Source organism: Chloroflexota bacterium, assembly GCA_035652535.1.
Lineage (GTDB): Bacteria > Chloroflexota > UBA6077 > UBA6077 > SHYK01 > DASRDP01.
This window is the reverse complement of sequence record DASRDP010000147.1, coordinates 1-12,253: the sequence shown is the minus strand read 5'-3', so window position 1 is coordinate 12,253 and position 12,253 is coordinate 1. Positions and strand designations below refer to the sequence as shown.

The 12,253-nt window shown below is 67.6% G+C and carries 18 protein-coding genes and 1 tRNA gene; 8 read left to right on the top strand and 11 right to left on the bottom strand.

Going from position 1 to position 12,253, the window contains the following annotated elements; all coding sequences use genetic code 11:
• Positions 1–21: 21 nt before the first annotated feature.
• The 4 genes from dtd to VFC51_18005 all read right to left on the bottom strand — a co-directional run bounded on the left by dtd (position 22) and on the right by VFC51_18005 (position 1,929).
• On the bottom strand, positions 22–471 hold the full coding sequence (gene dtd / locus VFC51_18020; GenBank protein HZT08925.1) for a D-aminoacyl-tRNA deacylase: 450 nt from the start codon (positions 469–471) through the stop codon (positions 22–24).
• A 30-nt stretch (positions 472–501) separates the two neighbouring features.
• Positions 502–843 (bottom strand): FmdB family zinc ribbon protein, encoded by a 342-nt coding sequence (locus VFC51_18015; protein ID HZT08924.1) that lies wholly within the window; start codon positions 841–843, stop codon positions 502–504.
• An 86-nt stretch (positions 844–929) separates the two neighbouring features.
• Positions 930–1,589, bottom strand: a complete 660-nt coding sequence (locus tag VFC51_18010) for a hypothetical protein (GenBank protein ID HZT08923.1) — start codon at positions 1,587–1,589, stop codon at positions 930–932.
• A 37-nt stretch (positions 1,590–1,626) separates the two neighbouring features.
• Positions 1,627–1,929, bottom strand: a complete 303-nt coding sequence (locus tag VFC51_18005; protein HZT08922.1) for a 4a-hydroxytetrahydrobiopterin dehydratase — start codon at positions 1,927–1,929, stop codon at positions 1,627–1,629.
• Positions 1,930–1,996: 67 nt separating this feature from the next.
• On the opposite strand from VFC51_18005, the gene VFC51_18000 reads away from it, so the two are divergent.
• Positions 1,997–2,656: a DUF5612 domain-containing protein gene (locus VFC51_18000; GenBank protein ID HZT08921.1), complete on the top strand. Its 660-nt coding sequence runs from the start codon at positions 1,997–1,999 to the stop codon at positions 2,654–2,656.
• 23 nt (positions 2,657–2,679) lie between these two features.
• Here VFC51_18000 and VFC51_17995 read toward each other — a convergent pair whose 3' ends face one another.
• The 4 genes from VFC51_17995 to VFC51_17980 form a co-directional block, all read right to left on the bottom strand.
• A complete protein-coding gene (locus tag VFC51_17995; protein ID HZT08920.1) occupies positions 2,680–3,522 on the bottom strand; it encodes an undecaprenyl-diphosphate phosphatase in 843 nt (280 codons plus the stop codon).
• Positions 3,519–3,857: a hypothetical protein gene (locus VFC51_17990; protein ID HZT08919.1), complete on the bottom strand. Its 339-nt coding sequence runs from the start codon at positions 3,855–3,857 to the stop codon at positions 3,519–3,521. Before VFC51_17990 ends, VFC51_17995 begins: the two co-directional genes overlap by 4 nt.
• Complete coding sequence (locus VFC51_17985; GenBank protein HZT08918.1) at positions 3,854–4,195, bottom strand: hypothetical protein; 342 nt, start codon at positions 4,193–4,195, stop codon at positions 3,854–3,856. Before VFC51_17985 ends, VFC51_17990 begins: the two co-directional genes overlap by 4 nt.
• A gap of 190 nt (positions 4,196–4,385) precedes the next feature.
• Positions 4,386–5,417, bottom strand: a complete 1,032-nt coding sequence (locus VFC51_17980) for a glycosyltransferase family 9 protein (protein ID HZT08917.1) — start codon at positions 5,415–5,417, stop codon at positions 4,386–4,388.
• 65 nt (positions 5,418–5,482) lie between these two features.
• Here VFC51_17980 and VFC51_17975 point away from each other — a divergent pair, with 65 nt between their 5' ends.
• The 3 genes from VFC51_17975 (at position 5,483) to VFC51_17965 (ending at position 7,736) form a co-directional block, all read left to right on the top strand.
• Positions 5,483–5,908 carry a hypothetical protein gene (locus VFC51_17975; protein HZT08916.1) on the top strand — a complete coding sequence of 142 codons (426 nt, stop codon included), beginning with the start codon at positions 5,483–5,485 and terminating at the stop codon, positions 5,906–5,908.
• Positions 5,909–6,097: 189 nt separating this feature from the next.
• The gene (locus tag VFC51_17970) at positions 6,098–6,952 is read left to right on the top strand and encodes a hypothetical protein (GenBank protein HZT08915.1); all 855 of its coding nucleotides are present in this window, start codon (positions 6,098–6,100) and stop codon (positions 6,950–6,952) included.
• A complete protein-coding gene (locus VFC51_17965) occupies positions 6,939–7,736 on the top strand; it encodes a sortase (protein HZT08914.1) in 798 nt (265 codons plus the stop codon). The genes VFC51_17970 and VFC51_17965 overlap by 14 nt, the downstream gene beginning before the upstream one ends.
• A 130-nt stretch (positions 7,737–7,866) precedes the next feature.
• Here VFC51_17965 and VFC51_17960 read toward each other — a convergent pair whose 3' ends face one another.
• Entirely contained in the window at positions 7,867–8,607 is a 741-nt protein-coding gene (locus tag VFC51_17960; GenBank protein HZT08913.1) for a Rad52/Rad22 family DNA repair protein, read from the bottom strand.
• 169 nt (positions 8,608–8,776) lie between these two features.
• On the opposite strand from VFC51_17960, the gene VFC51_17955 reads away from it, so the two are divergent.
• The 4 genes from VFC51_17955 (at position 8,777) to VFC51_17940 (ending at position 10,379) form a co-directional block, all read left to right on the top strand.
• Positions 8,777–8,852, top strand: a tRNA-Gly gene (locus VFC51_17955).
• A 167-nt stretch (positions 8,853–9,019) separates the two neighbouring features.
• On the top strand, positions 9,020–9,175 hold the full coding sequence (locus VFC51_17950) for a hypothetical protein (protein ID HZT08912.1): 156 nt from the start codon (positions 9,020–9,022) through the stop codon (positions 9,173–9,175).
• A gap of 15 nt (positions 9,176–9,190) precedes the next feature.
• Positions 9,191–10,099, top strand: coding sequence for a tyrosine-type recombinase/integrase (locus tag VFC51_17945; protein HZT08911.1), 909 nt, complete (start codon positions 9,191–9,193; stop codon positions 10,097–10,099).
• Positions 10,059–10,379, top strand: coding sequence for an ATP-binding protein (locus VFC51_17940; protein HZT08910.1), 321 nt, complete (start codon positions 10,059–10,061; stop codon positions 10,377–10,379). The genes VFC51_17945 and VFC51_17940 overlap by 41 nt, the downstream gene beginning before the upstream one ends.
• A gap of 33 nt (positions 10,380–10,412) precedes the next feature.
• On the opposite strand, the gene VFC51_17935 is transcribed toward VFC51_17940, so the two are convergent.
• Entirely contained in the window at positions 10,413–10,598 is a 186-nt protein-coding gene (locus VFC51_17935) for a hypothetical protein (GenBank protein HZT08909.1), read from the bottom strand.
• Entirely contained in the window at positions 10,599–12,032 is a 1,434-nt protein-coding gene (locus VFC51_17930; GenBank protein ID HZT08908.1) for a hypothetical protein, read from the bottom strand. It lies immediately after the preceding gene.
• Positions 12,033–12,253 lie beyond the last annotated feature (221 nt).

Sequence of the window (12,253 nt, the reverse complement as noted above, 5' to 3'; positions counted from 1 at the left end):
CCCCGGCGGATGGAGGTCCGGTTACCCCCAGGCATCCGTCGATAGGACGATCGTGACCGGCCCGTGGTTGTGGATCTCGACGTCCATCATTGCGCCGAATCGACCCGTCGCCACGGTGAAGCCCCGCTCGCGGAGGAGCGCGACGAAGCGCTCGAATAGCGCGGCCGCGACTTCGGGCCGTGCCGCCTGTGTGAAGCTGGGACGCCGCCCGCGCGAAAGGTCCGCGTGGAGCGTAATCTGGCTGATCACGAGGAATTCGGCGCCCACGTCGGCCGCGGAGCGAGCCATGCGGCCATCCTCGTCGGGAAACGCCCGGAGGCCGACAATCCGGTCGACCAATTGCACGGCCGTCCGCTCGTCGTCGTCATGGCCGATGCCCAGCAGGACGCACCAGCCGAGGCCGATCTCCCCGATGATCTCGCCGTCCACGCGGACGCGGGCGTGCGTCACTCTCTGGCAGACGGCCCGCATCGCGTCAGGAACCGGACGTGGCGCCGTGGGTCAATCGGTCTTGGATGCGCTGGTTGCCGCTGGAGGGGCCGAGCCCGAGCTGCTCGGCGCCGTGGTGGCGCTGCTGGAGGAAGGTTCGGCGGCTTTCTGCCCGTCGGAGCCCGATGCTTCCGGGGCGGAGTCGGTCTTGGACTCCGCCTGTGTCGTGGCGCTGCCGTTGCGGTAGTCGGTGGAGTAGAAGCCGCTGCCCCGGAAGATCACGCCGACCGGCTGCAGCACGCGGCGAAGGGCGCCGCCACAGCTTTCGCAGACGCTCAGCGGCTCGTCGCTGAACCGCTGTCGTTTCTCGATCTCCCCGCCACACTGGTCACACCGGTAGACGTACGTGGGCACAAGGTCCTCCAGGATGCGTGCGGAGTACGCACGTACAGGGCTTGCCATGCGTGCGGACGATGAATTATAGCGGGCGACCTCGGCCGTTAGTGCGTGGTGTACTGAGCCGGGATCCAGCCCTGGTTCCCGGCCGGGTCCTCGACGTGCTTCCACTCGATGCCGTTGGCGGTCGTATCGGGCCCAAGGACAGTCAGCGCGGTGCCGTCGCGCCAGGCGCGAATCCGATCGTTCATGTCCGGGGTGCGGCGGACGTAGGCCCCGACGCCGCCCGTGTTGGCTACGTGGATCTCCGTGCCAGCGATCGTGGTCTCTCCGGAGGATGTCGAAGCCTGCACGTCCAGCGCGGGCTCGGCCGCGGATGCCGAAGCGGACGTCGCTGACGGGGTCGTCCGAGCTGGTGCGGCGGTCGGCTTGGCGAGCGTCGTCACCAGAGACGCCGCGGCGACGGTGGTCACCAGCGCGACGAGGGCGAAGGGTACCCAGTAGGACGGCGCGCGCCGCCGCCAGAGCGGCAACCGGCGCACCCGCGCGCGACGCGGTGATGCCAACGGCCGCTCTGGCTGGAGCGGCGCGATCGTCCCCGCATGCTCGGCCGCGCCGACGTCGATCTTGCGCCCGCATTCGATGCAGGCAACATCCCCACGCAGCCCTCTACGCATATGCCGCGTGATGCGTCGGTCGTACGGACAGTAGAGCAGGAGCGTGTCGCGCGACGCACCGGACCCCACCGCTCGCTCCGCGCTCAATCCTCTGCCTCCGCGCCCGGTGGACAGTCCCATGGCCTCAGCCTACGTGACCTTCCCCGCCTCGCAGCGCCTCGTCAATCCGCCGCGCGAGGCGAATATCGCGCTCGGTCAGGCCGCCCTCATCGTGGCTGCTGAGGTAAAAGCACACCGTGCGATATCGAATGTCGATGTCGGGGTGATGGTCCAGCTCTTCCGCGATGTCGGCCACGCGATTCACGAACCGAATGCCAGCGAGGAAGTCGGGGAATCGAATCGCGCGGCGCAAGGCATCTCCCGCGCGCTCCCAATCGGGCAACGACCTGAGCGCGGATTCGATTCCGTCCTCGGTGAGAAGCGCCATGGTCCGCTCCCCCCTTAGCTTAGCATGTTGACGCCGTTTCCTCCGTCAGCCTATGCTTTCGGGCGCCATGCTGTCAGCGGATCTTGCCTTTCTGGCCTTCATTCGGGACCGACCCGGTGTTCTTCACGACCTGACGGGCGTCATATTGTCCCATGAAGCAAATATCGCGTCCATCGAGATCACCGAGCGCCAGGATCAGTCCGCTACGGTGTATTTCGAGCTGGAAGGTGTACGCGACGCGGAACGCTTGATTCGCGACGTCACATCGCTCGCGAACGTCACGAACGTCGCGCGCGTCGAGCCCTTCGTGCGCGTCTATGGGAAGCGAATCATCGTGATCGGCGGCGGCGCGCAGGTGGGTCAGGTCGCGGTCGGCGCCATCAGCGAGGCGGACCGGCACAACATTCGCGGCGAGCGCATCTCCATCGATACGATCCCGCTCGTGGGCGAAGAGGCCCTCGCGGCCGCCGTGCGCGCCGTTGCCCGCCTCCCGCGTGCGCGCGTGCTCGTCCTCGCCGGCTCCTTGATGGGCGGGGCGATCACCGAGGCGGTGCGGGAGATCTCGCAAAAAGGCATCATCGTGATCTCGCTCAATATGGCCGGGAGCGTACCCGCCGCTGCCGATCTGGTGGTGACAGATCCGGTTCAGGCTGGCGTCATGGCGGTGATGGCCATCGCGGACACAGCCAAGTTCGACATCGCACTCCAACGCGGCCGGCGATACTAACGAGCGTGCGTGATCGGTCGGCGTTAGGGGGCCGAGATGCGGCCGCTGAGCGCGAGGACAAGCACGACGGCGCCGATCACCACGCGATACACCACGAAGGGCATCAGGCTGCGTCGGCGCAGGTAGCTCAGCAATCCACGGATACACAGGTAGCCGGTGACGGCGGCGGCGAGGATTCCGACCGCGAGCGGTAGGAGGTCAGACGCGGGAACGCCATGCCGTGCCAGGTCGAAGAATTGCTTGCCGATGGCGCCCAGGATGATGGGCGTGCTGAGCAGGAACGAAAACCGGGCCGCCGCGGCGCGGCTCATGCCCACGCCCATGCCGACGGCAATTGTGGCGCCGCTCCGCGACACGCCGGGGATGAGGGCACAGGCCTGGCCGATGCCGATGGCGAGCGCCGGCGCCGCGCCGAGCCCGTATTCGTCGTGTGCCCGAGCGCCCAGGCGATCCACGACGGCGAGGACCAGGGCGACGCCGATCATCGTGACCCCGATCACCACTGGCGACCGCAGCGCCGTCTCGATCTGGCGCTCGAAGAGGCCACCAGCGACGGCGCCCGGCACGGTGGCAAGAACGATGAGCCACGCGAGGCGGGCCTCCCCCGTCGCGGCGCGCGGGTTTCTGATGGAGCGCCACGCGGCGAAACACAGGCGGACCCACTCGCGCCAGAAGACGGCGAGGAGCGCGACGATCGTGCCGAGATGGAGGGCGACGTCGAACGACAGCTCGTTCAGGAGCGCCGCGCGCCAGCCGAAGATCGTCGGAACCAGGATGAGGTGGGCCGTGCTGCTCACGGGCAGGAACTCAGTGAGACCTTGGACGACGCCCAAGACGGCGGCCTGCCAGACCACCTCTCCCGTCACGGTCGACGCCGCGGGCCTGGGCGACCCCGGGCGTCGGACGGCGGACGCCCGCCGGCCGTACCAGGCGGCGATCGCCTTTCCAGGCCGTGCGCTGCGAGCCACGCCTGGCTGGCAGCGTGCATCACCGCGAGGTCGGGGCGGGCGAGAATCATCCGATGCATCAGGATCTCGATCTCGGCCGGTTCGCGCGATTCGATCTCACGAACCTGCGCCGCCCCGCCGAATCGCTCGGCGCTCTCTTTGAGAAACGACTTGAGGGCGCCCGGATCGCGGCGACGCAGGACGGACCCAAGCGCCGCCGTGTAGGCGTTGTCCACCGAGCTGCGCTCTGTCACTGGACGGACTCCTCGTCAGATGCCTCGGCCACGGGCCGGCGTTCGCGGGTTTCGGACGCGCTCGTCTGAGGCGACGTTGGCAGGGACTTGAGTGAGTCGCGCACGGCCGCGATCTGGAGGACCCCGCTCCGCGCGGCGTTCGCCAGCCGGGCCCATGCGCCCCAATCGGATGCGCCGCGCCGGGCGCTCGCTTCCTTTCGGGCGACGTTGTGAAGCTCGATGATAGCACGGTTGGTGACGGCCCCGAGATCGAACGCCGCGCGCTCCGGGGGCTGCTGGGCGAGACGGCGGATCGCGCGCTCGATCGCGTCCACCGATGTGTCGTCGCTGGACTGCATTGGTGCCTCCGTGTCAATATGTGACCAGCGGTCGTCGTGGACCGGTTGCGGGCAATTGAGCACAGGCCATCGCCAGTGGTTGCATCCAGGCTGGGCCTTCGCGGCTGCCCGTGCGGTCTCTGTGATCCGGTATCCAACCTTTGTGACGGAACCGTGACGTTACTCTTCGTAGTATGCGCGGTGGCGAGGCCTAGAGACCTTGACTCGGAGTCAACAAATGATTGACGGAATCACGATTCTGATCCTGTTCGCTCTCTTTGCGAGCGCCATCTTCGTCGAGACGCGTACCCGCAACGCCCGCTGAGTCTCCGACGGGATCCGCCTTCGCAATATTCGAGACGGCGGCAGCGGCGGCATCGAGACTCGGCCACCGGTCGGGTGCGCCGATGGCTGAGACGCGGGCGCCGCGCGGCGCCCAGACCGCCGGATCTGTGGCGCCAAAGATCGCCACCGTCGGCACCCCCAGCGCCGCGGCAACGTGGCTCACCCCCGAATCGTTTCCCACGAATACGCCCGCCGTTGCGAGCGTGGCGGCGAGGTCGTCGATGTCGTTCGGGATCACCACACGGATTTCCGAACGCAACGACGGCGCCAGCGACTCCAGCATTGCATTGACCGCTTCGCCATCGGCCGGGCCCTGGATGGCGCGGACACACCAGCCTGCGCCGATGAGCCGGCCGGCGAGGCCGGCGAACCGCTCGGCCGGCCAATTCTTGCGCGGCGCCCCGCTGCCGGGGTGGAGGGCCGCGACGCGGCTGCCGTGTCCTAGCCAGTGATCGCCGGGGGGCGGCGGTGGCGCGTCGCCGTCGCCGACGATGGGCCCGAGCCCAACGAGGAGCTGGTCGGACGCGTGGCCGGCACGGGCGGGCACGGGCGGCGCCGCGACGATGACGTGGGCGCCGGTCTGGGCGCGAAAGGCGTTCGCGATCCGCGTGCCATCGCCGAGCCAGGCTACCACGACGCTGGCCCGGGCCCACCGCGCACTGACCCGCGGCTCCGATTCGTAGAGGCGCATCACGTCCGGGCCCTCGAACGACGTGACGGTGTCTACCACACCCCAGTGCGCGAGGAGCTGCCCGGCATCGTGATTCCCTACCAGCTCGATTTCCCGACCCGGGAAGCGACGACGAAGCGCTTCAAGAGCTGGGAGGGTCAGCATCGTGTCGCCCAGGGCGCCGGGACGGATCACGACGACGTTGGAGGTTGCTGTGGTAGGTTCCATCGCGACTCACCGTCGCTGATCGTACGGTACGACATGCGGCTGCTACAACGGAGTGAGGGAGAGCGATGAGCGCGAGCGAGACCAGCGCGGCGCGGATGGCATTGATCGTGAAGAGCGACACGTACGAGGACCTCTTGCTCGCCATCAGCTTCGCGGGGATCGCGGCCAGCGCTGGGATGTCCGTCGCCATGTTCTTCACCAATCGGGCGGCGCGTCGGCTGAAGGTGGACGGCTTCGCGGATCTGGAAGAGACCGACGCGGTGGGCCGCGCCTTCATCGAGGGCGCGAAGGCGATGGGGTTCGACGATCTTCGGCGCCTGCTGGCTGACGTGAAGCAGACCGGGCGCGTGCGCGTGTTCCTCTGCTCGCGCGGCGCCCGCATCTGGGACATCGACGCGGAGACGATGGCGCCCGAGGTCGACAGCATCCTGGGGACCGCGTCGTTTCTGCTGCAAGAGGTCCGGGGCGCCTCAACCGTCATGACGATCTAGCGTCCTGGGTGACCACCCGCCCCTACGAGGAATCCACGACCTTTCCACCGCGACTTTCGTTGACCGCGCGGTAACGGTGTGCAACCGGCTACGTTCCCCCCCGCCGCGATACTGAGCGCAGCTCTCCTGCGAAGGCACGGAGGGCGGCCTCGGGGCATGTCATTCGGCCTCGCCTGGGAAGGAGACGAAATGCCGCTGCTCGTTCGTTTCGCGTTGCTGTGCGCCGTGCCCTTGGGCCTTTGCGCGGGCACGGCGCGGCTTGCCCGAGCCCAGACGCCGGGTGTGGGCGGGGTCGCCACGCCGGCGGCCCCCGCTATCCGTCCGCAACCCGTTCCCAGCGGGATGCAGCCGACAGCGACTGCCATCGTTGGGGGGCCGGGATTGGCCGCGCCGACGCTGCCGTCCCTGCCGACGTTCACGAGTCCAGGCGGGGGACTGAGCGTAGGGACGCCGACCCCCGTTTTTCACCAGCCGTTGTCGCAGCCGGCCACGGCCCCGGCCGTTGCGACGGCAGCCGGCGCCCAGCCAGAGCGGGGCGGCACACTTTCCACCGGCCAGTCGGCCGGCCCCACGCTCGTGGCGCCGGCCAGCACGCCTGTGCAACAGGCGATTCCAGTGGCTCCGCCGCCGGGCCAGTCGCAGGTCGGAGCGCCGACGGGGGCCGGAGAGGTGACGACGCCGGTTCAGCCCGCACTCAACCCGCCCGGCGGACCGGGGACCTCCGGCACGTCGCCCGGTGCCGCCGGCGGCCTGAGCGCGGCGACGCCCGCGCAGATCGCCCCCTTCCCGGGCGGGCCGGGCGCGACGCCGGGCGTGGGCGGAGGATCCGCGCCGGCTGGGGTGCCCGGCGCAGGCGCCGCCGCACAGACGCCGCTCGGCGGAGGTGGCCAGACGAGCGTTGGCGAAGCGGCCAACGCGGCGCAGGCGCGCCAGATCCCGTCTGGCGGCGGGCTGGATCCGGTCTCGCTTGGCATTGGACTCGCGGCGCTCCTGGTTCTCGGCCTGAGTTTGCGCGCGATCGGGCGGCAGCTTGCGCGGAAATAGCGCGAGGCTGCGTGCCGGCGCGCACCGCTGGGTGGCGTGGGCGGCGCTCCTGCTGGGCGACTTCATGATCGCCTTCTCGATCACGGGCATCGTGGCGTTGGCCGGTTTAAGTCTTCGGTCGGCGATGATCGAGCGCGGGGGACAGGGCGCGCCCGTGGCGGCGCTGCCGGGGGCCGCTGCCCGCGGTGGGTCGGCGTCGCTGGACGGACTGCCGGCGGTCGCCATTCTGCCGGGAAATCCGCCCGAGGAGGGGGCCGGCGGCGTCCAAGAGCGGGACGGCGCGACGGAGAACGCTTCCGCATCAACGACGTCGGCAGACGCGGATTTTGCGCAGGGCGCCATCACCCGACTCGTCATCCCGTCCATCGGTCTCGATTCCAACGTCGTGCCCGCGAAATACTCGAGCCGCGATGGCGGGACTTGGGACATTCCGGCGTTCAAAGTGGGCCACGCCCAGTTCACCCCGGGCGCGGGCGACCCGGGGAACGCCGTGTTGTTCGGGCACGTGACGAGTCTAGCGGTGGGGCACGTGTTTCGCGACCTCGATCGCGTGAAGGTCGGCGACGTTGTCGATGTGTACGGGCCGACCGCCGAATTCCGCTATCGCGTGGTGTGGGTGCGGGCGGTATCGCGCGACGACGTGTCCGTATTGGCGCCGACGACGATGCCGTCGGCGACGCTCATCACGTGCACCGGAAACTGGCTGCCGCTGGAGCGCGACTACGATCAGCGGCTGGTGGTGCGCGCCGAGATCCAGAAGGGCTCCTCCCGGGCCGCGGCGTGACGTTGGCGGCGAGATCGACCCGCTCCGCGCGTGACATCGGGCGATCCAGAGCGGCTTTTGTACGGATCGCTGCCTGAGGCTGGCGGCGCGATCGGCTCGGTCGGCGCGGGACAACGGGGTCGCGGCGTCGTCATGAGGCGCGCGCCTCGAGGCTCTGGCCGCGCCTGACGGCGTCGTTCGCCTCCCGGTAGTGGGCCATGCAGAGGGGACGGCCGTGCTTTCGCCGGCCGTAGGCGGCCAGGCGAGCCGGCGACCACCGCGTGCCGTCCTTGAAGCGGGTCTCGGACAGCTCCTCACCACAATCGGCGCAGACGATCGGTTCGCCCTCAGCGTGGTCGTCGGGCGCATGGGTCGGCGCGGTGGCGTCGTGCTCCGCGCTCTCTCCGGGGGTCTCCTTTTTCGAGAGGTACAGGCCCACGCCGAGCAAGCTCGCGCATTTCTTGAGGGCATCCGTCGTTGCGCCTTTGAGATCGAAGCCGACGTCAAGGGGGGCGTTGCTCGATCGCGACCGCTTGATCTTCTGCGAGCCGAACTGCTGGCGCACGACGATGGCGCCATCGATCGTGGCAGAGATCTCCGCCAGGATCCAGGCCTCGTCCGCCTCGTGGTGGATTCCGTGCTCCAGGACGCGGAAGGACCAGCCGCCGACGCCGAGGGCGTCGTTCAGGCGGGTGATGACCTGCTCGCCCGTGATGTACTCCAGCTCGATGCCGCCGCGGCTGTCGCGGAAAGTGGTCTCGAAGGGCGCGGCGAGGGCGCGGTAGGTGTCGAATCGCTCCTCGCGGTGGGAGAGTTCGGATGCGTCGGGCTTGGCGGTCATGTTGGCTCCGATCCCCGTGGCGCCGGCCGTCGGTCCGACGCGACGGAACATATGTTCTATTCCAGTATAGTTGATGGGGGACGATGTTGCGCGCGCCGTTGCTCACGGCGAGATTGGCTGGCGGCGCGGCTTTTGGTGGTGGCGGCGGCTCTTCGGTACACTAAATGAGCCAGCGCAGGCGCGTCGGGCCTTGGCTGACGGTCGCACTGCGCTCAGGTACGCGGGAGTAACTCAGTTGGTAGAGTTCCTGCCTTCCAAGCAGGCTGTCGCGGGTTCGAGTCCCGTCTCCCGCTCCACTCGACAAGTAGCGGTCGTTAGAAAGGCATCAACAGCTATCTAATGACCGCTACTTGCGGCAGTTCTTCCGAGCCGCTCCGGAATAATTCGATCCGCCGACAACCTGCCTTCGTCGCTTTTTTCTTTGTCTGCCGGCCAATGACGACTCCGTTTGGGGGTGGCCATAATGGCCAAAAGTCGGTTGGCCTGGCGAGACATGTCCGTCGACGACGAGGCCCTGCTCGAGCACGAGGTTGGGGCTCGATCCAACAACACCAAGGGTCCCATCCCGGAGTTCCTGGCCAAAAAGCGCGCGGAGCAGGAGCCGAGGACGGCCCAGTGACACGAAGAATCGATCATGCAGCTCTGGACCTTCTTCCACGAGCGCGGCCTGACGACCGTGGAGGACTTCACCGAGCATAACGTCAACCTGTTCCGGGTCCATCTCCGTAAGCGTGAGCTGAGCGAGAACACGATTGCGAACCGCCTCCGATCCGTGAAGGCCTTCGCCCGCTGGATGGGCCAGGCGGGCTGGACTGAGGGTAATCGCCTTGAAGGACTCCGCGTCCCCCAATCCGCCAAGCCCCACTTCGAGCTCATTCCACCCGAGGTCCTGCAGCAGCTCTTTTCTCTCTACCCGCCCGACACGTTCCTCGGCTCCCGGAACCTGGCGATCCTGACGGTGCTCGCGGAGACCGGCATCCGACGTGAAGAAGCCGCGAATCTGCAGGCGAAGAACGTGGAGCTCGATCGGCAGAACATCCGCGTCTTCTCCGACAAGACCGAGGAGTGGCGCTACATCCCGCTCACGGAACAGGCGACCGCCGTCATCCGGAACTACCTCAAGTGGCGCGACCTCTACTTCAACAAGCCGGCCCGGCTGGGCAGCGCCCGTCGGACCAAGCAGCCTCGCCGCATCGAGGCCGAGACGCTCTTCCTCACCTACGATGGACGCGCTCTCACACCACCGAGCCTGGCGGAAATCCTCATCCGGGCGAGACGCGAGATCGGCTTCCGAGTCCATCCGCATCTCTTCCGCCACATGTTTGCCACCAAGAAGGCGATCGACGGCGAGAGCCCGTCCGTGCTCAAGCGGTGGATGGGCCACCGCAGCTACGCGATGACCGACTACTACATCGGGGTGGCGGAGGGGATGCTGGGTCAGATCCGCCCCAAGGCGTCAGTGCTCGCGGGCGTCAAGATCCTGCCCTCGAGCGGCTCGCGGCGTGGGCGGCTATCTCACCCCAGACCTGCTGATCTGCGATGACTTCGGGCTCCACCGTCTTTCTGCCCAGCAGAGCGGCGATCTCTACGAGCTCATAATCGAACGCCACAAACGGAGCAGCTTCGTCTTCACCAGCAACCGCGGGGTCGACGAATGGCTCGGCTTGTTCGACGACCCGATCCTCGGCAACTCAGCCCTCGATCGGCTCGCTCACGGCGCCTACCAGATCGTCATGGACGGCCCGAGCTACCGAGCCAACAAGGCTCCGACTGTTCCCGACGACGACGGCCCAGACGCTACACTTCGGTCCAGGCGGGCTTGAAAGTGGCTCAAAGCTTAATGGCGACGGGGTGGCTCAAAGGTAGTGGCGATTGACACGGTGCTGCTCGCGGATGTTGTTGAGGAATGATTCGCGAACTGTCGGCGGCAAGTTGGCGGCAAGATTGGTCCAATACTGTTCGATGGGGTCCACCCGCGGCGGGGCTCCACTGGTCATCTCGGGCTTGCTGCCATTTGCTTGCTCACCGGCTGTCTCTCTCAATCACGTTCCTTGCTCATCGAGTGCTCCCGCCACTATGCGCTCCAAGGCCAGGAGATCCCGCATCCCCGAGGTGAGCAGACCTTCCGAGCGCGCCACGACGAGGGCATCTGGACGAATACCCCGCGGAGCAACGATCCACCGGTGGCCGAACGAAAGGCCTCGCTCCGCGCCAACCACCCGTGCGCTTTCGATGAAGCGGCGCACCATTCGCTCGGTGATCGCCCCCTGGCGGTGCTTCGCCTCAACGGCCCAGCAGTCCTCAGGACTGTCCCCCCGCGTCACAATGTCCAGTTCGTAGCTGTCAGGCCGCTCCGCATGCCGTGCTTGCGGATCATCAACGCGGACGGAGCCCGCCCCCTGAACAACCGGCAGCCTGATCGCCTCTGATGCGCCGAAGAGTCGCCCCTCGACGGTCTGGCCCCGGAACTGGCGAACCAGGTTCTCTACTCGCTTCTCGAACAGGGCGCCCATCTCCTCGCGGTCGTGCGCGTGTTGCGCTTCGTACCACGCCAGGCGCCTCTTTAACGCCTGCGGATTTCCAAGGCTGGCGGCTGGATTGCGACGCTCCGGCTCAACCGCCAGCCAAAATGCGAAGACCGGATCGAGGAAGGAGAGAAGGCCTGCGTTCTCTTGCAGGTAGTCGGTATCAATGAGGTGGCTGATCGCCGTGTAGATGCGGGACCGTTCGTGGGCGGCGTGAAGCCGGCGAGCAATCGTCGATCGCGCCACCGGGGCATCATGGTTGGCAATCGCCCGCAGCGCTGCATCCACTGTATTTCGCATGGCGTCGCCCAGGTCCAGTAACGCCGTCTCCAGCAAGTACCGGCAGTGCTGCCCGATGTCATCCGTCCGCCCAACCACCTCGTGGAGGAACGCCAGATCCACCGTGTCAGGCGTCACCCGACCGTCGGCGGCGCGCGCCATTTGCCCGGCGCGGTTGGCCAGGGCCCGGATGTAGAAGGGCCATCCACCGGTGAGTCGGTGGAGGCGCACGACAGCATCCGGCTCGTAGGGGAGGTTGTCCTCGTCCCAGATCCGGGTTGCCAGCTCTAAGGTGGCATCGGGCGCAAAGGGTCCGAGCTCCAGATGCTCGAAGCGCTGATACAAGGGGCCTTCGCGGTCGGTGAGCAGGGCGCGGAGAGCGCTCACGCGCGAGCCGGCCACGACGAAGGCGACCTTCCCCGGTCGATCCACTGCCGCCCGGATGGTCCCCAGCAGATTCTCGGTGTCCGGGAAACGTCGTAAGCGCGTAATCTCTTGCAGCTCGTCGAGGACCAGCAGGATCGGGAGGTCGAGGGAGGCCGAGACCACACCGGGTAGTCGCATTACCTCGGTGAAGAGCGCGCCGCTCGACCGACCCGCTTGAATGGCAGCGATAAGTGAGCTCAGCGCGTGCAGGACCTCGGGGGCTAGGTCTTTAGCGGCTGCGAGCAAGTCCGCATCAGCCTGGCCCGAAACGCGACCCGTACCGGTCGCTGCACAAGCGGCGGCCAACGTTTCCGCAGCCACAGCCCTGTTGGCGATCATCAAAAGTGCAGAGAGCTGATCGCGAATAGTGCAGAGCCCCGGGCAGGTCAGCGAATGATAGCAGCGCCTCCTTCCTCCGGCGGCGGGTCCTGGTAGGCCCGCATCCGGTAGCTCCGGCCGCGAATGTT

Coding starts and splice junctions, on each gene's coding strand:
- dtd (HZT08925.1), bottom strand. CDS start 471: ATGCGGGCCGTCTGCCAGAGAGTGACGCACGCCCGCGTCCGCGTGGAC.
- VFC51_18005 (HZT08922.1), bottom strand. CDS start 1,929: ATGGCGCTTCTCACCGAGGACGGAATCGAATCCGCGCTCAGGTCGTTG.
- VFC51_18000 (HZT08921.1), top strand. CDS start 1,997: ATGCTGTCAGCGGATCTTGCCTTTCTGGCCTTCATTCGGGACCGACCC.
- VFC51_17985 (HZT08918.1), bottom strand. CDS start 4,195: ATGCAGTCCAGCGACGACACATCGGTGGACGCGATCGAGCGCGCGATC.
- VFC51_17980 (HZT08917.1), bottom strand. CDS start 5,417: ATGGAACCTACCACAGCAACCTCCAACGTCGTCGTGATCCGTCCCGGC.
- VFC51_17975 (HZT08916.1), top strand. CDS start 5,483: ATGAGCGCGAGCGAGACCAGCGCGGCGCGGATGGCATTGATCGTGAAG.
- VFC51_17970 (HZT08915.1), top strand. CDS start 6,098: ATGCCGCTGCTCGTTCGTTTCGCGTTGCTGTGCGCCGTGCCCTTGGGC.
- VFC51_17960 (HZT08913.1), bottom strand. CDS start 8,607: ATGTTCCGTCGCGTCGGACCGACGGCCGGCGCCACGGGGATCGGAGCC.
- VFC51_17950 (HZT08912.1), top strand. CDS start 9,020: ATGGCCAAAAGTCGGTTGGCCTGGCGAGACATGTCCGTCGACGACGAG.
- VFC51_17945 (HZT08911.1), top strand. CDS start 9,191: ATGCAGCTCTGGACCTTCTTCCACGAGCGCGGCCTGACGACCGTGGAG.